Annotated in this window: 28 protein-coding genes; 17 read left to right on the forward strand and 11 right to left on the reverse strand. The window is 59.6% G+C overall.

Annotation, left to right across the window (positions count from 1 at the left end; translation table 11 throughout):
* Positions 1 to 3: 3 nt before the first annotated feature.
* The 5 genes from V8J84_RS02955 (at position 4) to V8J84_RS02975 (ending at position 4,086) form a co-directional block, all read left to right on the forward strand.
* A complete protein-coding gene (locus V8J84_RS02955) occupies positions 4 to 729 on the forward strand; it encodes a 16S rRNA (uracil(1498)-N(3))-methyltransferase (RefSeq protein ID WP_339928110.1) in 726 nt (241 codons plus the stop codon).
* Positions 726 to 1,562, forward strand: coding sequence for a GNAT family N-acetyltransferase (locus V8J84_RS02960; protein WP_339928111.1), 837 nt, complete (start codon positions 726 to 728; stop codon positions 1,560 to 1,562). The genes V8J84_RS02955 and V8J84_RS02960 overlap by 4 nt, the downstream gene beginning before the upstream one ends.
* Positions 1,555 to 2,073 (forward strand): hypothetical protein, encoded by a 519-nt coding sequence (locus tag V8J84_RS02965; protein ID WP_339928112.1) that lies wholly within the window; start codon positions 1,555 to 1,557, stop codon positions 2,071 to 2,073. Before V8J84_RS02960 ends, V8J84_RS02965 begins: the two co-directional genes overlap by 8 nt.
* A 63-nt stretch (positions 2,074 to 2,136) precedes the next feature.
* On the forward strand, positions 2,137 to 3,507 hold the full coding sequence (locus V8J84_RS02970; protein ID WP_339928113.1) for a glutamate--cysteine ligase: 1,371 nt from the start codon (positions 2,137 to 2,139) through the stop codon (positions 3,505 to 3,507).
* A gap of 237 nt (positions 3,508 to 3,744) precedes the next feature.
* Positions 3,745 to 4,086 carry a hypothetical protein gene (locus V8J84_RS02975; RefSeq protein ID WP_339928114.1) on the forward strand — a complete coding sequence of 114 codons (342 nt, stop codon included), beginning with the start codon at positions 3,745 to 3,747 and terminating at the stop codon, positions 4,084 to 4,086.
* Here the strand turns inward: V8J84_RS02975 and V8J84_RS02980 are convergent.
* The 8 genes from V8J84_RS02980 to V8J84_RS03015 all read right to left on the reverse strand — a co-directional run bounded on the left by V8J84_RS02980 (position 4,066) and on the right by V8J84_RS03015 (position 9,348).
* Entirely contained in the window at positions 4,066 to 4,299 is a 234-nt protein-coding gene (locus V8J84_RS02980; protein ID WP_339928115.1) for a hypothetical protein, read from the reverse strand. The two genes, V8J84_RS02975 and V8J84_RS02980, sit on opposite strands and share 21 nt — an antisense overlap.
* Positions 4,300 to 4,331: 32 nt before the next feature.
* Positions 4,332 to 4,910: a glycerol-3-phosphate 1-O-acyltransferase PlsY gene (gene plsY, locus V8J84_RS02985; protein WP_339928116.1), complete on the reverse strand. Its 579-nt coding sequence runs from the start codon at positions 4,908 to 4,910 to the stop codon at positions 4,332 to 4,334.
* Positions 4,910 to 6,139: a dihydroorotase gene (gene pyrC / locus V8J84_RS02990; protein ID WP_445285955.1), complete on the reverse strand. Its 1,230-nt coding sequence runs from the start codon at positions 6,137 to 6,139 to the stop codon at positions 4,910 to 4,912. Before pyrC ends, plsY begins: the two co-directional genes overlap by 1 nt.
* Positions 6,140 to 6,234: 95 nt before the next feature.
* Positions 6,235 to 6,774: an aspartate carbamoyltransferase catalytic subunit gene (locus V8J84_RS02995; protein ID WP_339928118.1), complete on the reverse strand. Its 540-nt coding sequence runs from the start codon at positions 6,772 to 6,774 to the stop codon at positions 6,235 to 6,237.
* Complete coding sequence (locus V8J84_RS03000; RefSeq protein ID WP_339928119.1) at positions 6,767 to 7,288, reverse strand: hypothetical protein; 522 nt, start codon at positions 7,286 to 7,288, stop codon at positions 6,767 to 6,769. The genes V8J84_RS02995 and V8J84_RS03000 overlap by 8 nt, the downstream gene beginning before the upstream one ends.
* A gap of 7 nt (positions 7,289 to 7,295) precedes the next feature.
* A complete protein-coding gene (locus tag V8J84_RS03005; RefSeq protein WP_339928120.1) occupies positions 7,296 to 7,832 on the reverse strand; it encodes a hypothetical protein in 537 nt (178 codons plus the stop codon).
* Positions 7,829 to 8,398, reverse strand: a complete 570-nt coding sequence (locus V8J84_RS03010; protein WP_339928121.1) for a hypothetical protein — start codon at positions 8,396 to 8,398, stop codon at positions 7,829 to 7,831. Before V8J84_RS03010 ends, V8J84_RS03005 begins: the two co-directional genes overlap by 4 nt.
* Entirely contained in the window at positions 8,395 to 9,348 is a 954-nt protein-coding gene (locus V8J84_RS03015; protein ID WP_339928122.1) for an aspartate carbamoyltransferase catalytic subunit, read from the reverse strand. Before V8J84_RS03015 ends, V8J84_RS03010 begins: the two co-directional genes overlap by 4 nt.
* 134 nt (positions 9,349 to 9,482) lie before the next feature.
* Between V8J84_RS03015 and V8J84_RS03020 the strand changes: the two genes are divergently transcribed.
* From V8J84_RS03020 to V8J84_RS03040, 5 genes are all read left to right on the forward strand, one after another.
* Positions 9,483 to 10,286: a uracil-DNA glycosylase gene (locus tag V8J84_RS03020; protein ID WP_339928123.1), complete on the forward strand. Its 804-nt coding sequence runs from the start codon at positions 9,483 to 9,485 to the stop codon at positions 10,284 to 10,286.
* Complete coding sequence (locus V8J84_RS03025) at positions 10,283 to 10,834, forward strand: hypothetical protein (RefSeq protein WP_339928124.1); 552 nt, start codon at positions 10,283 to 10,285, stop codon at positions 10,832 to 10,834. Before V8J84_RS03020 ends, V8J84_RS03025 begins: the two co-directional genes overlap by 4 nt.
* Positions 10,835 to 10,844: 10 nt before the next feature.
* Entirely contained in the window at positions 10,845 to 11,387 is a 543-nt protein-coding gene (gene moaB, locus V8J84_RS03030; RefSeq protein WP_339928125.1) for a molybdenum cofactor biosynthesis protein B, read from the forward strand.
* Between the two features lie 86 nt (positions 11,388 to 11,473).
* Positions 11,474 to 12,931, forward strand: a complete 1,458-nt coding sequence (locus V8J84_RS03035) for an efflux RND transporter periplasmic adaptor subunit (RefSeq protein ID WP_339928126.1) — start codon at positions 11,474 to 11,476, stop codon at positions 12,929 to 12,931.
* A gap of 2 nt (positions 12,932 to 12,933) precedes the next feature.
* Positions 12,934 to 16,332, forward strand: a complete 3,399-nt coding sequence (locus tag V8J84_RS03040; protein ID WP_339928127.1) for an efflux RND transporter permease subunit — start codon at positions 12,934 to 12,936, stop codon at positions 16,330 to 16,332.
* On the opposite strand, the gene V8J84_RS03045 is transcribed toward V8J84_RS03040, so the two are convergent.
* Positions 16,329 to 17,123 carry a protein-disulfide reductase DsbD domain-containing protein gene (locus V8J84_RS03045; RefSeq protein ID WP_339928128.1) on the reverse strand — a complete coding sequence of 265 codons (795 nt, stop codon included), beginning with the start codon at positions 17,121 to 17,123 and terminating at the stop codon, positions 16,329 to 16,331. The two genes, V8J84_RS03040 and V8J84_RS03045, sit on opposite strands and share 4 nt — an antisense overlap.
* A gap of 119 nt (positions 17,124 to 17,242) precedes the next feature.
* Here V8J84_RS03045 and V8J84_RS03050 point away from each other — a divergent pair, with 119 nt between their 5' ends.
* Positions 17,243 to 17,812 carry a YqgE/AlgH family protein gene (locus V8J84_RS03050; RefSeq protein ID WP_339928129.1) on the forward strand — a complete coding sequence of 190 codons (570 nt, stop codon included), beginning with the start codon at positions 17,243 to 17,245 and terminating at the stop codon, positions 17,810 to 17,812.
* On the opposite strand, the gene V8J84_RS03055 is transcribed toward V8J84_RS03050, so the two are convergent.
* On the reverse strand, positions 17,809 to 18,363 hold the full coding sequence (locus V8J84_RS03055) for a TlpA disulfide reductase family protein (protein WP_339929066.1): 555 nt from the start codon (positions 18,361 to 18,363) through the stop codon (positions 17,809 to 17,811). The two genes, V8J84_RS03050 and V8J84_RS03055, sit on opposite strands and share 4 nt — an antisense overlap.
* 13 nt (positions 18,364 to 18,376) lie before the next feature.
* Between V8J84_RS03055 and argH the strand changes: the two genes are divergently transcribed.
* From argH to V8J84_RS03085, 6 genes are all read left to right on the forward strand, one after another.
* Entirely contained in the window at positions 18,377 to 19,765 is a 1,389-nt protein-coding gene (gene argH, locus V8J84_RS03060) for an argininosuccinate lyase (RefSeq protein ID WP_339928130.1), read from the forward strand.
* Positions 19,762 to 19,941, forward strand: a complete 180-nt coding sequence (locus tag V8J84_RS03065) for a hypothetical protein (protein WP_339928131.1) — start codon at positions 19,762 to 19,764, stop codon at positions 19,939 to 19,941. The genes argH and V8J84_RS03065 overlap by 4 nt, the downstream gene beginning before the upstream one ends.
* A gap of 51 nt (positions 19,942 to 19,992) precedes the next feature.
* A complete protein-coding gene (locus V8J84_RS03070; RefSeq protein ID WP_339928132.1) occupies positions 19,993 to 20,133 on the forward strand; it encodes a hypothetical protein in 141 nt (46 codons plus the stop codon).
* A gap of 4 nt (positions 20,134 to 20,137) precedes the next feature.
* Complete coding sequence (locus V8J84_RS03075; protein ID WP_339928133.1) at positions 20,138 to 20,443, forward strand: DUF2834 domain-containing protein; 306 nt, start codon at positions 20,138 to 20,140, stop codon at positions 20,441 to 20,443.
* 104 nt (positions 20,444 to 20,547) lie between these two features.
* Positions 20,548 to 21,813 (forward strand): diaminopimelate decarboxylase, encoded by a 1,266-nt coding sequence (gene lysA, locus V8J84_RS03080; RefSeq protein WP_339928134.1) that lies wholly within the window; start codon positions 20,548 to 20,550, stop codon positions 21,811 to 21,813.
* Positions 21,814 to 21,883: 70 nt separating this feature from the next.
* Positions 21,884 to 24,538, forward strand: coding sequence for a DUF4175 domain-containing protein (locus tag V8J84_RS03085; protein ID WP_339929068.1), 2,655 nt, complete (start codon positions 21,884 to 21,886; stop codon positions 24,536 to 24,538).
* On the opposite strand, the gene V8J84_RS03090 is transcribed toward V8J84_RS03085, so the two are convergent.
* The gene (locus tag V8J84_RS03090; protein ID WP_339928135.1) at positions 24,539 to 25,510 is read right to left on the reverse strand and encodes a zinc-ribbon domain-containing protein; all 972 of its coding nucleotides are present in this window, start codon (positions 25,508 to 25,510) and stop codon (positions 24,539 to 24,541) included.
* Positions 25,511 to 25,588 lie beyond the last annotated feature (78 nt).

Consider the following 25,588-nt stretch of genomic DNA (forward strand, 5'->3'; position numbering starts at 1 on the left):
CCTATGGCATCCAAGGTTCGTCTTTTTGTAGATCACCCGTTGGGGGAAGGGCAATCGGTTCCGTTGTCACGGGACCAGTCGCTGTATCTGTTTTCGGTCATGCGGCTATCGGTGGGAACGGTTCTGTCCCTGATTAATGGGCGCGACGGTGAATGGGACGCCACAGTCGCGCAGGCCGGCAAGAAAAACGGTGTGGTGGTGTGTCAGGCGCAAACAGCTCCGCTGACCCTGCCGCCCGATCTGACGCTGTTGTTTGCGCCGGTGCGCAAGGACCGAACGGCGATGATTGTTGAAAAGGCCGTTGAGCTGGGGGTGCGCCGGATTGTGCCTGTGCAGACCGATTTCACCAATGGCGCAGACAGGTTGCGCCAAGACAAAATGCAGGCGCAGGTCACCGAAGCAGCCGAGCAGTGTGGCGCGACCTATGTGCCTGACGTCGCGGCTCTGACTGCGCTTGGGGATGTTCTGGATGACTGGGATGCGTCACGGCAGCTGGTTTTTTGTGACGAAACGCTGACCGGTCGCTCGTCGTCCCTTGCAGGACGCCTCGCCACAAGCGGAGCGATCCTGATCGGGCCAGAGGGCGGGTTTTCGGACAAGGAAAGAATGCGGCTGCGTGATATGGACGCCGCCGTCAGCATATCGCTTGGTCCACGTATTCTGCGCGCTGAAACAGCAGCTATTGCGGCCTTAACGCTATGGCAGCATCACGTCGGGGATTGGCAGTGAAGCGCGCGGAGGTCTCTGACCGCGACGCGATCATGGACTTCCTTTTGGAACGGCCGTCCATTGCCATGTTCCCGATTTGCAATCTGCGTGATCACGGTATGGAAGGCGGTCATGGACGTGCGATGACGTTCTGGCTGGCGCGGGACGGCGATAAGGTGACCGATGTGCTGGGCATGACCGATGGTGGCTTTGTGATGCCGGTTTTCGGATCAGTAGACATGCCGGACGTGAAGCCTGCTTTGCGCGCGCGCGCTGTCGCTGGCATCGTGGGGCAAGCCGCGCCCGTTGCGGCTATTCGCGAGATGATGCACATGCCGCGGGGCGGCCTGGATCGGGCAGAGCCGCATCTGGAGCTTGCGCTGAGCGATCTGGAATTGCCCGATACATCGGGTCTTACGCTGACGGCGATCACGCCAGACCTGCGCAATATTGTAATCGCGTGGCGCACTGCCTACGGACAAGAGGCTTTGCACCTGTCACCCGCCGCCGCCGCAGATCAGGCAGTGGTTGCGGTAGATGCCATGATTGCGCAGGACAGCCACCGCGTTTTGATGCAGAATGGCCAACCGGTGAGCATGACAGGGTTCAACGCGCGCCTGCCCGAGACTGTGATGATCGGGGGCGTCTATACGCCGCAAGCGTTGCGCGGCCATGGATTTGCCCGTGCTGCTCTGGGGCTTCACCTTGCACAAGCGCAGGCGCAGGGCGTCACGCGGGCTGTCCTATCCGCCGCCAGTACCACGGCGGCCAAGGTCTACCACAGCCTTGGGTTTCGCCAGATCGGAGAGTTTATGATTATCGCCTACGACACGCCGCAGGTGGCCCATGGCTGAGTTTATTCGGCCAGAGGCGCGGGCGGTGTTATGGCGCTGGCGCGATGTAATCGTGGCGCTTTTGATTGTGGCGATCGGGCTCTGGTGGGCAATCGGCAGCTTTGGCATCGTGCGCTGGCTTGGTATTCTGATGATTGTGCTGGGCGCTGTCCTTGTGTTCACAGGCACGCAACGCGCGCGGTTCCGTCAGGGCGCTGGCGGGCCGGGTGTGGTACAGATCGTTGAGCGCCGCATCGGCTATTTCGGCCCGCTGACAGGTGGGGCGCTGGATCTGGATGACCTGACCGTGCTTGAGCTTGATCCTGACGCGCATCCCGATCCGCATTGGATTCTGACAGGCGTGGAAAACAATCGCGTCGCCATCCCTGTGACTGCCAAGGGCGCGGAGGCCTTGTTTGATGCCTTCGCCAGCCTACCGGGCATCCGAACCGAAACGATGCTTTCTGTGCTTGAGCGCACACCTGATCAGCGGGTTGTGATCTGGCGCAAGACGCAGCCGCTCTTGCATTGACGCGCCATTCGGTTCACGTCAGGTTTTGAACTTTGACGCGACCGACCAGCGAGGCCAAGCCACATGTCCATTCCACAATCCGGCGGCGGCCCGATCGAACATCACGACCAACTGGCAGAGCTGCTGGCGAAAGGCTGCAAGCCCAAGGAAGACTGGCGCATCGGCACCGAGCACGAAAAGTTCGGCTATTGTCAGGATACGCACAAGCCATTGCCCTATGACGGCGAGCGGTCGATCCGCGCCGTGCTGGAAGGATTGCAGCATCGCTTTGCGTGGGATCCGGTGCATGAAGAAGGCAACATTATTGGCCTGACCAAAGACGGCGCGAACGTGTCGCTTGAACCCGGCGGAGCGCTGGAGTTATCCGGAGCACCTTTGGAAACGGTTCACCAGACCTGTGACGAGGTGAATACCCATCTGGCCGAGGTACGCTCAGTCGCTGACGAGATTGGTGTGAAGTTTATCGGCCTTGGCGCTGCCCCCGAATGGTCGCATGAAGAAATGCCGCTGATGCCTAAGGGCCGCTATAAGCTGATGGATGCCTACATGAATTCTGTCGGCACCATGGGCACCGCGATGATGCGACGGACCTGTACGGTGCAGGTGAACCTAGATTTCGCCTCCGAAGCGGACATGGTGCAAAAGTTGCGCGTGTCGCTGGCGCTACAGCCTGTTGCCAATGCACTGTTTGGCAATTCGCCGTTCTTTGAGGGCAAGGTCAACGGCATGAAATCGTGGCGCGGCAATATCTGGAACAATCTGGATGACGATCGCACGGGCATGCTGCCATTTGTGTTCGAAGACGGTTTCGGGTTCGAGGCATGGGTGCAGTGGGTGCTCGATGTGCCGATGTATTTTGTGTACCGCGACGGCAAATATATCGACGCGCTGGGCATGTCGTTCCGCGATTTCCTGAAGGGCGAACTGCCGGCACTGCCAGGTGAAAAGCCGCTGCTGTCGGACTGGGCGGATCACCTGACGACAGTCTTCCCCGAGGCGCGAATCAAGCAATTTATCGAAATGCGCGGGGCCGATGGTGGACCGTGGCGCAAGCTTTGCGCGTTGCCTGCATTGTGGGTTGGACTGACGTACGACCAAGGCGCATTGGATGCCGCGTGGGACCTTTGCAAAGACTGGACCGCCGAAAAGCGCGAGGCGCTACGCGTGGGCGCATTTACCGACGGGCTGGATGCGCAGGTTGACGGCATCAAGATGCACGATCTGGCCCGCGAAGTTGTGGGCATCGCCCATCAGGGACTTGCGGCACGCGCCAAGCCGGGGGCTGGCGGCATGATCGCGGATGAGACACATTTCCTGAACGCGCTGCACGAAACAGTGGAAAGCGGTCAGACAATGGCTGACGAATTGCTGGAAAAGTATCACGGTGAGTGGAACGGCGATTTGTCGCAAATCTACGACGAATACAGCTACTGAAACCCGCAACAGGTTTATACGAACGCCGCTGGACGTGATCCGGTTGCTGCCTTTTGGCAGCATCATCCCATGCCATTCTGGCAATTCCGGACCGTGACCCGCACGTTCGATCAGGGTGTCCAGCAGCGTTCGCCAACTTTGACATTCCGCCACACTGGTTAAGACACGGTTAAGCCTCGCCCAATTTGCCACATTTTTGGCACATTTCCCTGCGAGCCAACGGGGGTGGAGGGCTTTATGCCGCTGTTTCTGAACCCGCGATTTGCGTTTCTTTTGCTGATCGCCGTGCCTTTGGCCGGTGGCACTGTACTGCATCCACACGGTGCTAGCGCATTTGTTATGGGGGCTTGGGCCGGTGCCCTAGTCGTGGGGCCGCCGCTTGCGTTTGCGATGTGGGTACTGCGGTTACGGACGCTGGGTGAAACTATCGCGCCTATTGCGCGCCTGCCGATGCTGATCGTCGCAACCGCTCTGATCCTGTATTACAGCGGCGTGGACATTGGTTTTGGTCCGGTCATGGCAGGGGCCGCTGGCGCGCTGTGGTGGATCAAGCGCCGTTTAGGTTTCGGCCTGTTCTGACACCACGAAAGCCTGCACAAAATCGATGACCTTCTGCGCGGGCATTTCGCACGGCTTCAGCCGGTCACCTGATGCCAGATGATAAATGTTCAGGCTGATGTAGTCTGATCCGTCCAACGCCTCGGCGACCAGCTTTTCGCCGCGCCCATCAGCGACAGTGCTGCGGGTCGCAACATAGCTGCGGCCATGCGCCGTGCCGTAGAAAGTGCCCATCGGCAGTGCGGCAAACGCTTTGCCAAAGGGTTTCACTTCTGCCCGATTTTCGGCTCTGTTCCGGCGCGTAGGCGGGTGATGTTTGGCGCGTGGCGGATATAGATCAGGATGGACATAATGAAGGTCGAAAGCACGACCGCATTGTAATCCAGCACGATCCCCCAGATTGGTGTAAATCCAGCGGCCAGCATGCCTGCCAGTGACGAAAACCGGAAGATCGCGGCAACAACCAGCCATGTGGCACAGGCTGCAAGGCCAAGAGGCCACCACAAGGCAAAGACGATGCCAAGAAATGTCGCCACGCCCTTGCCGCCGCGAAACCCGAGCCAGACGGGAAAGCAGTGACCCAACAGCGCGAAGATTGCTGCCAGCTGCACGGTGCTTTCCGGTTCCCACAAACGGGCGAGCGCTATGACCAAAGCGCCTTTGCCCGCGTCAAAGGCCAGTGTCAGGATCGCGGCCTTCTTGCTGCCTGTGCGCAAGACATTTGTCGCGCCGATATTGCCTGACCCGATGTCGCGCAGGTTGCCTAGCCCCATCATCTTCGAGACCAGTATTCCAAACGGGATAGAGCCGATCAGATACCCGATGATGCACCACAGGTAGACCATCACGATTGTCCTTTCTGATCAACGCGCGTGCCGCCTACCCATGTGCCAAGCACGCGCCCCTGCAACAACTCGCCATCAAAGGGCGTGTTCTTGGATTTGGAAAGCAGCGTTGTCCGGTCCAGCTTGAACGGCGCGTCCGGATCGAAAAGCACCAGATCGGCGGGCGCATCGGGAAGCAGCCGCCCTGTGGGCAAGCCCAGAATACGCGACGGGTTCAGCGACAGGGCACGAAACAGGCGCGGCATGTCGATGTGACCGCTGTGATAAAGCCGCAAAGCCGCGGGGAGCAGCGTTTCAAGCGCAACAGCACCGCTGGCCGCTTCTTCGTAGGGCAAGCGTTTGCTTTCTTCATCCTGGGGGGTGTGCATCGACGAAATGACATCAATCAGCCCCTCTGCCACCGCCTGCACAACCGCAAGACGGTCATCCTCGCTGCGCAGTGGCGGTTTGAGCTTAAAGAAGGTGCGGTAGTCCGCCACATCCAGTTCGTTCAGTGTCAGGTGATGCACGCCGATACCGGCCGTAATTTTCAGGCCATTGCGCTTCGCCCGTTCCAGCGCGGGTAGGGCGCGGGCGGTTGTGATCTGGTCGGCGTGGTAGCGCGCACCGGTCATTTCCAGAAGCGCAATATCACGATCAAGCGCCATACGTTCGGCCATTGGCGACACACCGGGCAAGCCGCGCAGTGAGGCAAACTTGCCAGACGTCACTGCCGCGCCATCCGACAGACCGGGCTCCTGCACATGGGCCACCACCAGCGCATCAAGGCTGCGGGCATAGGTGAGCGCGCGTGAAAAAACCTTTGTGCTGGTGATCACGCGGTCGCAATCGGTGAAGGCAACAGCGCCTGCATCTTTCAAAAAGCCGATCTCGGTCATTTCACGGCCATCGCGCCCTTTGGTCAGTGCCGCCATGGGCAAAACGCGCACCGGCGCATCGCTGGCAGCACGACGGGCCACAAATTCCAGTGTTTCAGGCGTGTCGATGGCGGGGATCGTATCGGGGCGGGTGACGATGGTTGTGACACCACCGGCAGCCGCAGCACGGCCCGCTGACCGGAACGATTCTTTGTGCCGTTCACCCGGCTCGGACACTTTCACACCAATATCAACGATACCCGGCGCAAGACACTTACCACCGCAATCGATAACCTGCGGTCCGGTGACATCTGGCGTGGCGGTCTCATAGACCTGCGTGATGATACCGTCCTCGACCAGCACAGCCCCCATCCCGTCGGTCAGCGCGACGGGGTCAATCAGGCGGGCATTGATAAAAATCTGCTTGGTCACGAGGTCTCTTTCTGCGGAGCGGTGTATTGGCCTGTTTACGTTTGTTTGCGCTGCACGTCACGCATCAACTGATACACTTCATCGCCGTCTTCAAGATCGCGAAATCCGATTTTGAGCTGGTAACTGCGCCCTTTTGAACCGCGTTTGGTCATTTCGCCGAACGTAACGGTCTTAAAGGTATCACCGGTCATGCCAAGTTGGGTGTCCGGCGTAATTGGATAGGATTGCAGTTCTTTCGCGCCCAAGAGCGACCTTGTGGCAATATACGCCCGCTGATTGGTCAGCGTGTACCACGTGCGTCCTGACATGATGTAGGTCATAATAAGCGGGCCAAATGCAACGCCAAGCCCAACCGCGAAATGCAGCAGGCCAAACATCCAGAAAGAGCCGCCAGCTTGCGATGCCAGAACCATCCAGACCAATGCAAAGCCCGAGAAAAACAAGCCAAAGGCCATCGTCGGTATTCTCTGGCCGCGCAGCGTCATCCGCGCCGTTGGCACACCTTGCCAGATGATCTTTTCGTCCGGTGCAAGAATACCGTCCCAGCCTGCGGGTGTTTCGCGCAGGTCACCCATTGCGGATCTGCGCTTCGGCCAGATCGCGCATGACCGGATAGACGTCGTTGGCGTCGCTGATCCGCTCAAACCCAACGTCGGTATAGCTGTGCTTACTGGTACTACGCCGCCCGAAATAGATGCTGGGGGGATTGCCTGCCTGATAGATCAGCGCATCCGGTGCGGGGATGGGATACCCTTCGCGGTCATGGGCCGTTCTGTGCGGGTTTTTGCGGCCGATGATAAGGGCGCGCTGGTTCGTCAGCACATATCGCGTGCCACGGTTCTGGGCGCTGTCGAATAGCGGATAAGCCAGCACAATCACCGCGCCCAAGATCAGGCCGGGCAACAGGATCGGCCAAAAAAGCCCCGGCTCGGAGCGATCGATAACGGTCGCAAGCCCCAATGCTGCCAGCACCAAGGCGCCGGCAAAGATACCGGTCGCGACTGTTTCAATGCCAAATCGCGGACGGGTATCTGGGCGGCCTTCCCACAGGATCGTCTCGCCATCGTGCAGGGGCGGAGTTTGCGGCATCGTGGGCCTAGCCCCCGATCCAGACCATCAGGCCGACCAGAACAAACATCAGCACAAGGGCCGCCATCGCAACCATCCCACCGATACGCGCATCGGATTTGGGTTTGCGCGCTGGTGCGGGCTCTGGCGTGACCGTGCCGCTGCTGGCTTCGGAGGTTAGCGGCGTCAGGCTGGTCGGTGTGGCAAGCTCTTCGCTCAGCACGGTGACGAGCGTGGCCTGATCGTTTGGCGGTTGCGTGATCCCGTCTGATGGAAAAGCACCACTGCGCAATACGGCAATGCTGCCCGACAGTTTGGCAAATGTGTCTTCCATGCCAGCCATATCGGTCTGTGCCACGCCATAGGCCATTTCAAGAAAGGCAGGCAATCCAAGCTCTTCCACGGTCTTGAGTTGCACAATCTGCACGTCGTCCGCGTTTAATTCGGTGGCGCCGACGGCCTTGGCCAAACCATCCAGCGTCCCCATGTGGCCGATTTCCATTTCAAGCGGATAGGCCAGATCGTAAATCCAGACCTCGCCGTATTTGGGTTGTCTTTGTGTCATGTCGATTTTGCCTGCAATGTCTGGAGAGCGCGAAACGCGTCCGCGGCCTCGTCTGGTGGAAGGCGAAAGGCTTTGGCCTGTGAATAGACCTGCCGTTGGATGATGGAGTTGTTGGCGCTCCGGGCTGTGACCTTGCGGTTATGACCAGCCATGAATTGCACCGTGTCAGTGCCGTCTTTTCCGGGAATGTGCTTGATTGCGGAGGTTTTTGTTACCGGAAAGGCAATCGGGCCGGTTTTGGTGACCACCAACACGCGCTTTGACGTGACCGCATATTCCATTGACCGGCGCGCATCACGTTGCAGCCACGACAGCCCGACGCTAAAGGCCAGTCCGATCAACAAGGGCACGCCGACCAATCCGATATAGACCGATGCATTCCCGATCTCGGCACGGTTGGCCCACGCGATCAGGCACATTACGATTGCGATAAAAATGAACAAGCGCCCGACCCAACGATGCCAGCCGCCATAAGCGCGCAGGCTATCGGGTGCGCTTGGCTTGCCAGACCAAAGCACGCTTTCCCCCTGTTTTAGGTGCGGCGTGATTGCGGCAAGATCGGTCACGCCATCACACCTTGCGGTTGCCGCGCCGCCCGTAGGTTGCGGGCCAGCAGGTCCATCGCGGCCATGCGCACGGCGACGCCCATTTCAACCTGCGTCTGGATCACCGAGCGGTTGATGTCATCTGCGATGGTGCCGTCAATCTCAACACCGCGGTTCATCGGGCCGGGGTGCATGACAATTGCATCATCCTTGGCGTGCGCCAGTTTTGCCGCATCAAGACCGTAGCGATGATAATACTCGCGCTCTGACGGGATAAATCCGCCGTCCATGCGTTCTTTCTGAAGGCGCAGCATCATCACGACATCCACGTCGCGCAGACCTTCTTCCATGTTGTCGAACACCTCGCATCCGAACTCGGACACACCCGACGGCATTAGCGTTGGCGGTGCGATCAAGCGGATGCGGTTTTCCATTTTCCCAAGCAGCATGATGTTGGACCTTGCGACACGCGAATGGGCGATATCACCGCAAATTGCGACCGACAGGCGGTGCAAACGCCCCTTGGCCCGCCGGATCGTCAGCGCGTCCAGTAGCGCCTGCGTCGGGTGTTCATGCCGCCCGTCACCTGCGTTCAGCACGGCACCGTTGACCTTTTGCGCAAGCAGATCGACAGCGCCCGAGTGGGGGTGACGCACGACCAGCAAGTCAGGGTGCATCGCATTCAGCGTCAGCGCCGTGTCGATCAGCGTTTCGCCTTTCTTCACCGACGACGCCTGCATCGCCATATTCATTACATCCGCCCCAAGGCGTTTGCCGGCAATTTCAAAGCTGGCCTGCGTGCGGGTGGAGTTTTCGAAAAACATGTTGATCTGGGTCATACCCGCCAGCACGTCGCGGTGCTGCGCAGTGCCGGGGTTCTTAGCGTAAAGATCGGCCAGATCCAGCAGCGTTGTTATTTCATCGGGTGCCAGATGTTCGATCCCCAAAAGGTGGCGGGCGCGGAATGTCATATCTCACCTTTCAGCAGCATCGCGGGCGTTATACGGTGCGGGCGCGGGTGCTTCAATGGCGGCAAGGTGCCGCGATGTGATTTGCAACAGCGGGTCTGCCCTTTGCCTGCGATTGGGCGTAGTCTTTGGCTGACATGGATTCTGTTGATACATATTGGGCGGATCGGGCCTTGCTGGAATGGCAGGTCGAACTGGGCGTGACCGATGCGGTCAGCGACACGCCTGTTGATCGCTATGCGCTTGAGGTTGCACCGCCGAAACCGGTCGCCGCAGCCCCGCCTGCCACCCCGTCCAGACCCGCGCCGCCGCCGATCCCGCAGGCCGAGACGGTTGACGCGGCTGAAGTTGCGCGCACGGTTGCGGCAGCAGCCAGCGATCTCACTGCATTGAACGAGGCTGTTGCCAATTTTCCGCATTGCGACCTGCGCCAAGGTGCGCGCAAGGCTGTGTTTTCGGATGGATCACCATCTGCACGTGTTATGGTAATCGGTGAGACGCCAAACCGTGCCGAGGATCGCGCGGGCGCACCATTTGTCGGTGAAGAGGGCGCGTTGCTGGACAAGATGCTGGCCGCTATTGGTCTTGCCCGTGATGCCGCCGATCCGGCAACGGCGGCGTATCTGCTTTCGCCTTTGCCGTGGCGCACACCAGCGGATGACCTGCCAGAGCCTGCGCACATTGCGATGCTGCGACCATTTCTGGAACGGCATATCACCCTTGCGAACCCCGACGTGATCCTGCTGATGGGCAACACCGGCCTGCAAATGCTGACCGGTCAGGGTGGTCTGACAAAGCGGCGCGGCGCGTGGATCGACGTTCTGGGGCGACCTGCCCTGCCAACCTTCCATCCCGCACATCTGATCCGCACACCACTTGCCAAGCGCGAGGCTTGGGCTGATCTTCTCCAACTTAAGGCCAAGCTGAAGGGCACACCATGATCCGATTTTACGCACCGGCGTTTGTTTTATGTGCGGGGCTGGCGCAGGCCGATGTGCTTGGTCTGAACGACTATGACGCGCTTTTTGCGGCCAATGCTGACGCGATCGAGGAACTGGCAAACGGTGCTGAAGCCATTGCGCTGGAGGGCGGCATCTTTGTATCGCGTCAGGACGGTGATGTTGTGACGCTTGATCAAAGCGAGGGCGGTGCCGTTGGCTGTTTCGTCAGTATTCTGGCGCAGGTGGATAGCTATGTGGCAACTTGTGATGTCACGCTCGAAGCCGATAAGGCCGCGCGGTTAGAGCGGTTTCGCACGAGCGCCCTGACATTTTATGGGCAGAACACATCGCCCCAAGCGACACCCGAGGCTGTGCGCACAAGCTATGACGCGCTGCGCGATGCATCCCCCTACAATAGCGGCGACTTCTGCGACGCAGAGGGCAATATCGCCGCCTTTATCCCCAGCTTTCTAGGCGACTCCACCGACGAGGTTGTTGATCAAATGATCGCGGTCCCGCGTCTTCCCGCCAGCAACCCCTGTTTCTAAAGGTCCTAGGATGAGCCGCATCGACGACACTGCCGAATTTCTGCCGGTCCGTATCGCCGTCCTGACGGTGTCTGACACGCGCACGCAGGCTGATGACAAATCCGGCGACACGCTTGCCCAGCGGATCGATGATGCCGGCCACCAGATCGCGGCCCGCATGATCCTGCCCGATGACCGTGATGCGATTGCGGCGCAGCTGCGCGTCTGGTGCAACGATCCGAATATCGACGTCGTGATCTCAACCGGCGGAACAGGTCTGACTGGCCGCGATGTCAGCGTTGAGGCGCACCGCGATGTCTATGAAAAGGAAATTGACGCCTTTGGCACGGTTTTCACCATCGTCAGCATGCAAAAGATCGGCACATCTGCGGTGCAAAGCCGCGCAACCGGTGGCGTGGCCAACGGCACGTACCTCTTTGCTTTGCCGGGTAGTCCGGGTGCGTGCAAAGACGCTTGGGATGAAATTTTGGTCAAACAGCTGGATTACAGGCATCGCCCCTGCAATTTTGTCGAAATTTTTCCCCGTTTGGCTGAACACCAGCGCCGGAAATAGAAATGTGATCCGTAAGACCTAAGTAATGCGTAAGATTATATAGACCCTGCGTTGATTTCAGGCGTCTTTTGAACAGGATTTTGATCATGCGGTTTTTGCGGCGCAGTCTTGTCGGCATTTTTCTTTTGTCCATGACACTCGCCATTCTGGCATGGGCCGGCAACACCGTGCGCGGTGCCGTGGCCGAACGCATGGCGCAGGAACCGCGCAGTTTTCCGCAGCGCGAACGGGTCATTGCGGTCAACGTCACCGATGTGACCCCGCAGACAATCACTCCAACGTTGACGGTGTTTGGCGAATTGCGCAGCCAGCGCACGCTTGATCTACGCAGCCCAGTTGGCGGCACCGTTCTGTCGGCAGATGCTGCATTGACCGAAGGCGGGCAGATATCGGCGGGTCAGACGCTTTTGCAAATTGACCCGACCGAGGCCGAAGCGGCGCTGGACCGGATCAAAGCCGATCTGCAAGACGCCCAAGCCGAACTGCGTGATGCACAGCGTAATATCACCTTGGCGCAAGACGAGCTGACCGCATCCGAAGAACAGGTGACCTTGCGCACCACGGCCCTGACCCGTGCGCGCGATCTGCAAACCCGCGGCGTAGGCACCACGGCAGCGGTCGAGAATGCAGAGCTTGCGGTGTCATCGGCACAAGCGGCGGTGCTGTCGCGCAGGCAGGCAGTGGCGCAGGCCGAAGCGCGGATCGATCAGGCCACCACCCGACTGGCCCGCGTGCAAATCTCGTTGGCCGAGGCGGAGCGGGATGTGCAGGACACAACTGTGGTTGCCGCATTTGATGGCGTTTTGTCGGACGTCAGCATCAGCAACGGTGGCCGCGTGACGCCGAACGAACGCTTTGCCCAACTCGTTGACCCGTCACGCCTTGAGGTGTCGTTCCGCGTCTCCACATCACAATATGCCCGCCTGCTGGACGATGATGGCGTTCTGATGAAAGCGCCCATATCGGTGGCGCTTGACGTGTCCGGCGTCAACCTGACGGCCACAGGCCAGATCATACGCGAAAGCGCCAGTGTGGGGGCAGGACAAACGGGTCGCCTGCTGTTCGCCAGCCTTGATGCGGCCCCAGGTTTTCGCCCCGGCGATTTCGTGACGGTTGCGATTGCAGAACCCGATCTGGAACAGGTGGCGCTTGTGCCGGCCACGGCGGTTTCCGCAGATGGCACCGTGCTTGCGCTTGATGACGAGGACCGCCTGTCGACGGTGTCGGTTGAGCTGCTGCGTCGTCAGGGTGATGACGTGATCATCACCACCGATGGTCTGGCTGGTCGCACGATTGTTGCCGAACGGTCCCCGCTGATTGGCGCGGGGATCAAGGTTAATCCGATCCGCCCCGGACAAGCGGACGCACCACCGCCCGAACCCGAAATGATCACGCTTGATGATGAACGCCGTGCCAAACTGGTCGCCTTTGTCACCGAAAGCCGGATGCCCGAGGAAGCAAAAGCGCGGGTGCTGTCACAGCTTGAACAGCCAGAGGTATCATCCGAAACCGTTGCGCGCATCGAACAGCGGATGGGTAGCTGATCATGGCAACAGGTGGCGACAGACTTAATCGCGGGGCGGGTGGCATCCTGTCCTATTTCACGCGGCACCGGACGGCGGCCAACCTGCTATTGGTCCTGATGATCATGGCGGGCATCGCCGCGATCCCCAACATGCGGGCGCAGTTTTTCCCTGATGTCGTTGTTGATGATCTGGATGTCTCTGTTTCTTGGAGCGGCGCTGGCGCAGAGGATGTAGACGCAGCCATTGTGCAGGTGCTTGAGCCTGTGTTGCTGGGCGTTGATGGCGTTGTCGCCTCTGAGGCGACGAGCCGCGAAGGCCGCGCCTATATCCGGCTTGAGTTTGAGCCAGGCTATGACATCGACCGTGCGGCGGAAGATGTGCAGCTTGCTGTTGATAGCACCTCGAACCTTCCGTCGGACGCCGATGATCCGTCGATTAGGCGCGGCGGGTGGTCGGATCGTGTCACTGACGTGGTTATCTCCGGCCCTGTTGGCGTTGATCAACTGGCGCGTTTTGCCGACGAAATGGTCACGCGGCTTTTTGCGCAGGGGGTGACGAACGTCTCGGTGCGCGGCGTTGCGGCCCCGTCGACTATTGTTGAAGTCCCGTCCCTGTCGCTGATCAAATACGATATCGGGCTGGCTGATATCGCCGCCCGCATCGGGGAAGAGGCCGCAGCAGACCCCGCCGGTGATGTGTCCAGTAACTCGCGCGTACGCACAGGTGTGGCCAAACGATCAGCCGAGGATATCGCGGCCATTGTGCTACGTGCCAATCCCGACGGATCAAACCTGACCATCGGAGAGGTGGCCACGGTCCGCGTCCAAGGTGTTGACCGTGAACGCGCGTATTTTGTTGGTGACAACCAGGCGGTGCAAATCTCGGTCCAGCGCTCGGCGCAGGGCGACGCGATCAGCATGCAGGCCACGGTGGAAGAAGTGGCAGACGCGCTGGTGTCGGTCCTGCCTGATGGTGTCAGTATCGATCTCACCAGCACGCGGGCAGAGGTGATCTCGGGGCGGTTGAACATCCTTTTGGACAACGGCCTGACCGGCCTTGGTCTGGTTGTCCTCTTGCTGTTTTTGTTCCTGAACGCGCGCACGGCATTCTGGGTCGCCATCGGTATCCCCGTGGCCATGCTGGCGGCGATTGCGCTGATGTATATCTCGGGCCTGACGATCAACATGATCTCGCTTTTTGCGCTGATCATCACGCTGGGCATCGTGGTGGATGATGCGATTGTGGTGGGTGAACACGCTGACTACCGCGTGCGCGAATTGGGCGAAGGTCCGGTCGAGGCGGCTGAAAACGCTGCGCGCCGGATGTTCAGCCCCGTGTTTTCGTCCACTCTCACAACGATCATCGCGTTCTTCGGTCTGGTGATTATTGGGGGCCGTTTTGGCGATCTGATCGCGGACATTCCCTTTACTGTCATTGTGGTGCTGACGGCATCTCTTGTGGAATGCTTCTTGATCCTGCCCAATCACCTAAGCCATGCTATCGCCCATTCGGCCAAGGAACACTGGTACGACATTCCATCCCGTGTGGTAAATCGCGGCTTTGTCTGGGTGCGCAGCACCATATTCCGCCCGTTCATGCAGTTTGTGGTCTGGGCGCGCTATCCGGTATTTGCAGGCATGCTGCTGATCCTTGCCAGTCAGGTCGCACTTTTCATCAAGGGGGATGTGCAGTGGCGGTTCTTCTCGGCACCCGAGCAGGGGCAGGTCACTGGCAACTTTGCCATGCTGCCGGGTGCTACACGCGACGACACGATTGCCATGATGCGCGAAATGCAGCGCGCCACCGAAGCCCTGGGCGCGGACTATGAAGAGCGGTATGGCGCAAATCCGTTGCAATACGTCTTTGCGCAAATCGGTGGCAATTCCGGTCGTGCGCTGTCGGGATCCGAAGGGAAGGATGCCGATCTGCTGGGCGCGATCAGCATTGAATTGATCGACGCAGACAGTCGGCCCTATTCCTCCTACGCCTTTGTTGCCGAACTTCAGGACACCGTGCGCCAGCATCCGCTTGCCGAGACGGTCAGCTTTCGCAGTTGGGCCAGCGGACCGGGCGGCGATAGCCTTGATATCCAGATGTATGGCGCCGATGCGGAAACGCTGAAAGAGGCGGCCGAAGCGCTAAAAGTAGAACTGGCGCGGTTCCCGGAAATTTCAGGGCTGGAAGATACGCTGGCCTACGACAAGGAAGAGCTTGTTCTGGAATTGACCGCGCAGGGGCAAGCGCTCGGGCTGAATATCGATCAACTTGGCCGTACGTTGCGCGCGAAACTGGGCGGGATCGAGGCGGCAACCTATCCTGACGGTCCACGGTCCGCGTCGATCCGTGTGGAACTGCCCGCAGGAGAGCTTTCCGCCGACTTTCTGGACCGGACCCAAATCCGCACGCCCAGCGGCGTCTATGTGCCCTTGGCCGATGTGGTGACCGTCGAAACCCGCACAGGTTTTTCCACCGTCCGCCGGGAGAATGGCATCCTGCTGATCTCGGTTCTGGGTGATCTCGATGACGAGGACGCGGACCGTGCGAGCGAAGTGCAGCAGATCATGGACGAGGATATTCTGCCCCGTATCGCCGAAAGATATGGCGTGACCACTGACCTGTCAGGTCTGAGCGAACAGGAAAACGCTTTCCTTAACGACGCACGAACTGGACTGATCCTTGTTCTTGCTGGCATCTACCTCACGCTGTCTTGGATTTTCAGCAGTTGGACCCGCCCGATGGTGGTGATGTCCGTCATCCCCTTCGCCCTTGTCGGCACGATCTACGGCCACAACGCGTGGGGCATCCCGATGAGCCTGTTCACGGTTGTAGGGATGCTTGGCATGGTCGGAATTGTGATCAACGACAGTATCGTTCTGGTCACGACGATTGACGAATACGCCAAGGATCGCGGGCTGATCCCGGCCGTAATTGACGGAGCATGCGACAGGCTAAGACCGGTCCTGCTGACAACGCTGACCACCGTTTTGGGCCTGACACCGCTGTTGTACGAAGGGTCGAACCAAGCGGAGTTCCTCAAGCCGACAGTCGTAACACTGGTTTACGGCTTGGGCTTCGGCATGGTGCTGGTGCTGGTTGTTGTGCCGTCGCTGATCGCGATGCAGTCCGACTTTGCCAAACAGATCCGTGCTGCCAAGCGTGCGCTACGGTCTGGCCGCGTGCGGGCAACGTGGCCCGCGATGCTTGGCGCGGTTATCGCTGCGATTTTGTTTGCGGTGCTTGTGCTCCCCGTAATCGTGACAGGCGCACCGCTGGCCGCCGTGGCCGAGGTGCTGCCGTTTCTGCGCGGGGGCGTGACTATTGCCTTGGGCGTGTTTGCGGGTGCGCTGGCGGCTATGCTGCTTGCAATCTACCTTTTGGCAGGCATCGGTTTGGGATGGCGCTGGCGCAGGGCGGGTTAGCCCGCGATGCAGCCCTGAATGTCAATTGCCTGACCATTGCCCAGCAATGTCATTCTGATTGCTGACCTGTCGATAGCAAAGCTGCCTTGGTTCACATGCACAAATTCGGACGTCGCTGTCAGCGTGCCGGCGCCGCGCGTCACGTCAGGCTCTGACACCCAGATGTAAGGATCGCCCGCTTCAATCACGACGGCAGGGTTGCCTTGCGGCGCTGCGATGGTGGCGCTGATCTGCATGCCGCGCTCTGTCGGGGTGATGGTACAGCGCGCGCTGCCAATCCCCGCAGCAGCGGCAGGGACAGGCTGATCGAGCAGGGCGGCGACAATTGCGCCGTCGCGGCCACCATCGGCAGGCAACGCTGCGTCAAAAGTGAACTGCATGGGAATGCAGATCTCCTCACAAACGCCGATATCAATGGTGCCTGACAAGTGAATAGGTGCGCCGGATTGTGCAGGCGTGATCTCGACCGGCAGAACGACACTGTCGTGATAGCCAATGGATCGCATGCCGGACTGGTGGAACACGTCAGGCACCGGCCAGTGGTATTGCACCGCAGCAATATTGTCTGACCCACGATAGGAAAACTGCGGCGGAATGCCCGCATCGCCCGGTGCGCGCCAGTAGGTCTTCCACCCCGGCGCAAGTGTCACCCGCAGACCTGCCATATGTGTGCCGTCGCCGGTCTGCCATCCGGGGATGACATCCAGCCGCGCCACACCGTCCAGCGACTGGGCCTGCGCACCTTGCGCGGCAAAAGCAAGAATCAGGGCGGGGAACAACGAATTTTTCATGTCCCCTACATATGACCATCGCTGGCAAGGGAAAGTCACGTTGTGGCGAGAAAGTGTGACACCGCCGATGTGATCCCACAGCCCTTGCCAGCGCTAAAATGGTTAACGATAATTAACAAATGGATTTCGAGATGAGTAATTTGTGCGGAAAGCTGCTGATCGCGATGCCGCACATGGGTGATGACCGCTTTGCAAAAAGCGTTGTTTATATGTGTGCACATTCCGAAGAAGGGGCAATGGGACTGATCGTCAACAAGCCCGCGACAAGCATCCGGTTTCGCGACCTGCTAGAACAGCTTGAGATCGCCACCGGTCCGGACACCCGCAATATCCGCGTGCACGTCGGCGGGCCTGTCGAAAATGCGCGCGGCTTTGTGCTGCACACGACCGACTACCGGTCAGAAACCGGCACGATGGATGTTGCCGATGATATCTGCATGACAGCCACGCTTGATATTCTTGAGGATATCGCGCGCGGCAAGGGGCCCGATATGTCGATGCTGGCGTTGGGATATGCCGGATGGGGCCCCGGTCAGTTGGAAGGCGAGATCGCGCGTAATGGCTGGCTGACCTGTGACGCACGCACCGACATTCTGTTTGGCAGGGCCAACGACCACAAGTGGACAGCGGCGCTGAAGGTGCTGGGTGTTGACCCGCTTTTACTGTCGGATACCGCTGGTCACGCTTAATCGGCGATAATTGCGCTGACGATGGCGATGGCACTTTCGCTGTTCCATTCGGCGTCACCTTGCAGACGGGCAATCTCGTTACCCTCGCGATCAAGGATCAGTGTAACTGGCAGACCCAGCACACCCATGCTGCGGGCCAGACCGGATCGTGCATCTGTATGAAGGGGCAGGTTATCGACGCCAATCTCGGTAAAAAAATCCTCCATCGCGGGGCGCGGATTGCGGCCTGTGGCAATGGTGATCACCTCAAAATCGTCACCGCCCAGTTGGGTTTGCAGGTCGGCAAGCTGCGGCATTTCGTGACGACAAGGCGCGCACCATGTCGCCCAGAAGTTCACCACGCGCACCTTTCCGTTACTGTCGGCCAGTTCCGCCTCGTCCCCGTCTTCGGTCAGGAACGGCGTATCGGTGACGCGGGCAGGCATGTGATGAAAGTTCAGCTTGCGCATATCGCCCTCGCGTAGCGCCATCAGATCGCTCGTATCGGCAAGACCTTCGTTTGCAAGCAACACAAGTGCCGTATAAAGCGGGGCGAGATAGACAAGACGCATAAGGCTTCCTTTCATGACCAAATCCGCGAATTCGATGTGGGGCGGGCGCTTTGCCGCTGGTCCAGACGCCATCATGGAGGCCATTAACGCCTCGATCGGCTTTGACCAGCGCATGGCCGCACAGGACATCGCAGGATCGCGCGCCCACGCCGCCATGTTGGCCGCGACAGGCATCATCAGCGATACAGATGCCGCCGCGATTGAGGAAGGCCTGCTCACGGTCTTGTCAGAGATTGAAACCGGCAAGTTCCCGTTTTCGACGGCGCTGGAAGACATCCACATGAACGTCGAGGCCCGCTTGCGTGATCTGATCGGCGAACCGGCAGGGCGTTTGCACACGGCGCGGTCGCGCAATGATCAGGTTGCTGTCGATTTCCGCCTTTGGGTGCGCGAGCAATGTGATGCTGTTGACGACGCGCTCGCCAGGCTCTTGCAAGCCCTTCTCGCACAAGCTGAGGCCGGAGCGGACTGGGTCATGCCAGGCTTCACGCACTTGCAAGTCGCACAGCCTGTCACATGGGGCCATCACATGCTGGCATACGTCGAGATGATTGGCCGTGACCGCGCGCGGTTTGCGGATGCCCGCAAGCGGATGAACCTGTCACCCTTGGGGGCTGCGGCGCTTGCTGGCACATCCTTCCCGATTGACCGCGAGATGACCGCAAAGGCGCTGGGCTTCGACGGTCCGATGGCCAACAGCCTTGATGCCGTGGCCGACCGCGATTTTGCGCTGGAGTTCCTCAGCAGCGCCAGCATCTGCGCGATGCATCTGTCGCGTCTGGCCGAAGAGTTGGTGATCTGGTCGTCCGCGCAATTCCGCTTTGTGAAGATGTCCGACAAATGGTCCACCGGATCGTCGATCATGCCGCAGAAACGCAACCCTGATGCTGCCGAATTGATCCGCGCCAAGATCGGCCGGATTTTCGGGGCGAATGTTGCGTTGATGACCGTGATGAAAGGTCTGCCGCTGACCTATTCCAAGGACATGCAGGAAGACAAAGAGCAGGTATTTGACGCCGCCGATAACTTCATGCTCGCACTGGCCGCGATGACCGGCATGGTTAGCGATATGACCGCAAACGTGGAAAGCCTTGAGGCTGCCGCTGCCACTGGATTCTCCACCGCGACCGATCTGGCCGACTGGCTGGTGCGCGAATTGGGCATGCCGTTCCGCGAGGCGCACCACGTCACCGGATCGCTTGTCGCAGCGGCGGAAGCGAAAAACTGCGACCTGCCGGATTTAACCCTTTCCGACATGCAGGCTGTGCATCAGGATATCCGCCAAGACGTGTTTGACGTGCTGGGTGTGAAGAATTCCGTCGCCTCCCGCACCAGCTTTGGCGGCACAGCCCCTGCCAATGTGCGGGCGCAGGTCGCTGCATGGAAGGATCGCTTGGGATGAGATTTGCAGTTTTGGCTTTGATCGTGCTGGCAGGCTGCGGGGCAGATGGTGCACCGTTCCGCCCTACGCAATCGGGAAGCATTTCGGTGGGCACCAACGGCGTGTCGGCGCGGACCAATGTGGGCGTGACAAATGGCACGGTCAGTCTTGGTCTTGGCCAGTCGATTTCGCGCTGATTTGATTTGTCTGGTCAGCGGGCCATGTTGGTTCACAACACAGGCGGACCCATGATGCGCACAGTCTTGCTAATACTTACGCTCTCGGGATGCAGCGGAATGGCGCTGAATTTCGACACCGAAAGCGACAGCTTCCGTGCCGAGGATCCGCCAAGCCCATTTGCCACAACCGGCCCGCGACTGGAGTTATAGCGTCATGCGATTTGTTTTTTTGGCCCTTGCGATCTGGGGCGCAATCCACCCGATGTATTATTTCATCAGCTGGTTTCAGGCCAATGGCTGGGACATCATGGCGATGGTTGATGCGTGGCACGTCAATGCGGCGACCAGCGGTCTGGTCTGGGACCTGACCATTGCCGCCATCGCACTGACACTTTGGGTCATCGTCGAGACAATCCGCACCAAAGAATGGCTTCGGCTGATCGCGATCCCCGCGACATTTTGCATCGGCGTCAGCTGTGGTTTGCCGCTTTATCTTTTCCTGCGCAGCAAGCCAGCCTAGCGGCCGCTCTAATAAGGCGCAGCGTGGACGTGTTTGACCAAAAGAAGGGTTGGGCCTGCGCTGCTTTCTGCTATGTCGGTCAAGGTTTTGACGGGTGAGGGTCGATGGATCATTTTCTGTATCGTGATGGCGCGCTTTATGCCGAAGACGTGCCGGTGTCCGAAATTGCGGCGGCTGTCGGCACGCCGTTTTATGTGTATTCCACGGCCACATTGCAGCGGCATTTCAAATTGTTTGATGATGCGTTGGACTGGGCCGATCATCTGGTCTGCTTTGCGATGAAATCGCTATCCAATCAGGCCGTGCTGAAGGTGTTGGCCGATGCGGGCGCTGGCATGGACGTTGTGTCGGGTGGCGAATACGCGCGGGCCAAAGCGGCCGGGGTGCCCGGCGACAAGATCGTGTTTTCCGGCGTGGGCAAGACAGCTGACGAGATGCGTCAGGCGCTGAAAGGCGGTATCCGGCAGTTTAACGTCGAGAGCGAGCCGGAGATGGCTGTGCTGGATCGTGTCGCGCAGGACTTGGGCATGGTGGCCCCGATTACCGTGCGCGTGAACCCCGATGTGGATGCCAAGACCCATGCCAAGATCGCCACGGGCCGGTCGGAGGACAAGTTCGGTATTCCGATCAGTCGCGCACGAGAGGTCTATGCCCATGCCGCCAAGCTCAAAGGTCTCAAGGTTATCGGGATCGACGTGCATATCGGGTCGCAGCTGACCGATCTTGCCCCGTTTGAGCAAGCCTATGGCAAGGTCGCGGAATTGACCGAACAGTTGCGTGCCGACGGGCACGAGATTAGTCGCCTTGATCTGGGGGGTGGCCTTGGCATTCCTTATGCGCGGTCGAATGCGGCCCCGCCGCTGCCAAGCGACTACGGCGCGCTGATTGAGCGCACGTTGGGCCATCTGGATTGCGAGATCGAGATTGAACCGGGGCGGCTGATTTCTGGCAATGCAGGCTTGATGGTGAGCAAGGTAATCTACGTCAAGGAAGGCGAGGATCGTAAATTCCTGATTATCGACGCGGCCATGAATGATCTGATCCGTCCGGCCATGTACGAGGCGTGGCACGATATTGTCCCTGTTGTGGAGGCAACGCCGGGCGATGCGCCAGCAACCTACGATATTGTCGGGCCCGTTTGCGAAAGCGGTGACACCTTCACCAAGGGCCGCGCGATGGCCAAGGTCGGGTCTGATGATCTGATCGCGTTCCGCTCTGCCGGTGCTTATGGCGCGGTGATGTCGTCGGAATATAATTCGCGGCCACTGATCCCCGAGGTGCTGGTGAACGGAGATCAATTTGCAGTTATCCGCGCAAGACCTACCTATGAAGAGATGATTGCACGCGATACGGTGCCAGAGTGGCTCTAATCGTGCCGTTCGTCTGTTCAACCGCCGGAGATACCACCTGACCCAGAACCGTCCCAAGTCGCCCGAAGAACTGCGCCATCTGGCGCGGCCTGTCGGCGTGACCCGTGCGGGTATGGTGGCGGAACAGATCGTGCGCGCTTTCTGGCCGCTCTGGACAGTGGCCTTTGTGGTGCTGGCCCCGTTGATGTTTGGCTGGCAGGACAGCGTCTCGCTTGAGGTGCTATGGGGCTTTGTCGTGCTGGCAGCGCTGGCGCTTTTGATCACCTTTGGTTTGGGGCTGCGCAAGTTCCGATGGCCCAGCAAAGATGCCGCAACAGCGCGGGTTGATGCCCGCATGCCCGGCCGTCCGATTGCCGCCATCCGTGACAGTCAGGCGGTAGGTGCGGGCGACAGCGCGTCAGAGGCTGTCTGGCGCGCGCATATGCTGCGGATGGAAGAGCGCACCAAGGCTGCAACGGCAGTCGAACCTGACCTACGGGTGTCGGACCGTGATCCTTACGGTCTGCGCTATATGGCGCTGTTGTTCTTTGTTGTCGCACTGCTGTTCGGGTCGCTTCTGCGGGTCACGCAGGCGCCTGTTATCGCGGGTGGCGATCAGGTTCTGGCGACCGGTCCTGTGTGGGAGGGGTGGGTCGAACCGCCTGCCTATACCGGCAAACCGTCGATTTATCTCAATGACATTCCGCCTGGTCCGCTGCGCGTGCCTGTGGATAGCACGATTACCCTGCGCCTTTATGGCGAGGTTGGCGCGCTGACGGTTGCGGAAACTGTCTCTGGTCGTGTTGGCGAAATTGGCGCGGCATCCGAAGCACAGCAAAGTTTCAACGTCACCCAATCGGGCGATCTGTCGATTGATGGCGAAAATGGTGCTGCATGGACCGTGACCGTGGTCGAGGACCAGCCGCCGCTCGTCGAGCTGACCGGCCCGATTGAGGCCGAGGCCGATGGAGAGATGTCGCAGCCGTTTCTTGCCATGGATGACTATGGCGTTGTGTCCGGAACCGCGACCTTCGCGCTTGATCTTGATGCGGTTGACCGCGTGCATGGACTTGCCATTGATCCCGACGGGTTTGACGAACTGGTGCTTGATCTGCCGATGCCCTTCACCGGCGATCGCACCGACTTTGAAGATTTCCTGATCGACAACCTTTCAGAGCATCCGCTGGCCAATCTGCCTGTGACACTCACGCTTGAGGTGGTCGATGCCGCTGGTCAGACGGCAAATGCGCCGGCCGAGCCTTTGGTGCTGCCCGGTCGTCGGTTTTTTCAGCCATTTGCAAAAGCGATCATCGAACAGCGCCGTGATCTGATGTGGTCGCGCGACAACACCGCGCGGATTGCGCAGATCATGAAAGCACTGTCGCACCGTCCTGAAGGGCTGTTTTCTAACGAAATAACCTATCTGCGGATGCGGGCCATCATCCGGCGGCTTGATGCCTTTGCCGAATTCGGGATCACCGATGAGGGGCAGGCCGAGATCGTGCAGGCCCTGTGGGATTTGGCGATCCAGCTTGAAGACGGCACACTCGCAGATGCCCGCGAACGTTTGCGCAGGGCACAGGAACGGCTTGCCGAAGCCATGCGTAATGGCGCGTCGGACGAAGAGATTGCCGAGCTGATGCAGGAACTGCGCGAGGCGACGGATGACTACATGCAGTTGCTGGCCGATGAAACGGATTTTGCCGAGCAGGACCAGACGGACCAGCCCGACAACAGCGACGAAAGCTTTGAGTTTACGCAAGATGAATTGCAGGCTCTGATGGATCGGATTCAGGAGCTGATGGAAGAAGGCCGCATGGCAGAAGCCGAAGCGCTGATGGAGCAGTTGAACCAATTGCTCGAGAACATGCGCATCACCCAAGGCGAAGGTGGTGGCGACGGCCCGCAGACACCGGGCGAGCAATCGATGGAAGACCTTGCCGAAACACTGCGCGATCAGGAAGACTTGTCTGACGATGCATTCCGCGAGTTGCAGGAACGCGCTGAGCGGCAGCAGAACCAGCAGGGCGACCAACAGGGGCAGCAAGGGCAGCAGGGCCAGACCGGTCAGCAACAAGGTCAGGACGGACAGCAGCAGGGCCAGGAAGGCCAGCAGGGTCAGCAAGACGGTCAGGATGGTCAGGGTGGCCAGCAGGGCGACGCCGAAAGCACTGGTCGCGATGGTCAAGGCGGTTTGCAAGATGACGGTGGCGCTGGCGGTGAAGGTGGCGACCCGACCAACGAAGGATCGCTTTCCGAACGGCAGCAGGCATTGCGTGACGAATTGAACCGCCAGCGCGATGCGTTGCCGGGCCTTGACGGTGAGGCGGGTGATATCGCACGCCGTGCGCTTGAGCGGGCCGAAGGTGCGATGGACGGCGCGGAAGAGGCGCTGCGCCAAGGTGATCTGGCCGAAGCGATTGACCGGCAGGCCGAAGCGATGGACGCCCTGCGCAACGGGATGCGGAGCCTGTCAGAAGCGCTGGCCGAAAACCGCAATCAGGAACCCGGACAAGGATCAGAGCAAGGCGAAACCACTGGCCGTGTTGAACCCAGCCGCCGCGATCCGCTGGGCCGCGAGTTGGGCAATAACGGACAATTCGGGACGGATGAAAATCTGCTGCAGGGCGAAGATGTCTATCGCCGTGCCGAAGAATTGCTGAACGAATTGCGCAGACGGTCGTCCGAGCAGGAACGCCCCGAGATTGAAAAAGACTACCTGCGCCGATTGCTCGACCGGTTCTGATTATTCGGTCGGGGTATCCGCTTCGGGCCGGATCATCTCAAGCAATGCCTGCACCTGTACATCAAGCCAGATACGCGCAGCATCGACGCCCGCGACATAGGCATCAAGCGCGCCCGCAAATGACGGCACGGCCTGCGAAATTTCTGGCGCGAAGATATACAGCAGCGCGAAGATGATGATCACGATCAGCACCGTGAAGAACCCGAACCTGAACCCGCGGCGGCGTTCTTCCTCCACCTCCTCCGGCTCTGGAATGGTCGGGTCGCCACGTTCCGCGTTCGACCGCAGACTGGAATTGATCTCTTCGATATCGGGCAATAGTTCTTTGCGTGACCCAGCCGATGTGACGGTTGTGTTCAGCGCAGTCGGCGTGGCCGCCGCACCCAGCGCGTCACCATCATCGGCATCGCGGATCGCAGCCTCTTCTTCCTGCTGCATCTCGCGGACAAGACGCTCAGTCTCTGACGCGCGTTGCTGTGGCGCAGGCTCTGGCGGCAGACCAAGATCCTCTTGCTGCTCCAGCGGTGCTGCCATTTCAGACTTGCGGGCGGCCACCTCGCGGGCGGCTTCCTCTTGCAATATGGCGCTGACGGACGCATCAACAGGGCGGCGGCGCGGCGCCGTTGTTGGCGTTTCTTCGCCTTCGGCGCTTTCGAAATCAGTCGTCGTGTCCGGTAGGTCCGGTGGCGGGTCGGCTGGCGAAATGTCGGCAAAAGCCTCGTCGATTGATCCGTCAAACGACTTGCTGTCGTTAGCTTCATCTTCGGTCACGCTTGCAGAGGTATCGGCCAAAGTATCCGCGACAGACACAGAAGACACAGCGTCCAGCTCGGCTTCTGCCGCTTCGGATGCACCGGGCAATTCAAGCCATGTATGTCCGCAGTTGGAACACTGGACGTCGCGGCCCGCTGCCGGAATAACATCGTCAGGGACTTCGTATTGCGCGCCGCAATTGGGGCAGATCAAGCGCATAAGAGTATCCTTTTGCCCATAAAATGCAGTTGTGACCTGCCATTGTTGCGTCTTGTTTAACAATCCTGCAGGCAAACG

Origin of the sequence: Yoonia sp. 208BN28-4 (assembly GCF_037543925.1) — a bacterium.
Lineage (GTDB): Bacteria > Pseudomonadota > Alphaproteobacteria > Rhodobacterales > Rhodobacteraceae > Yoonia.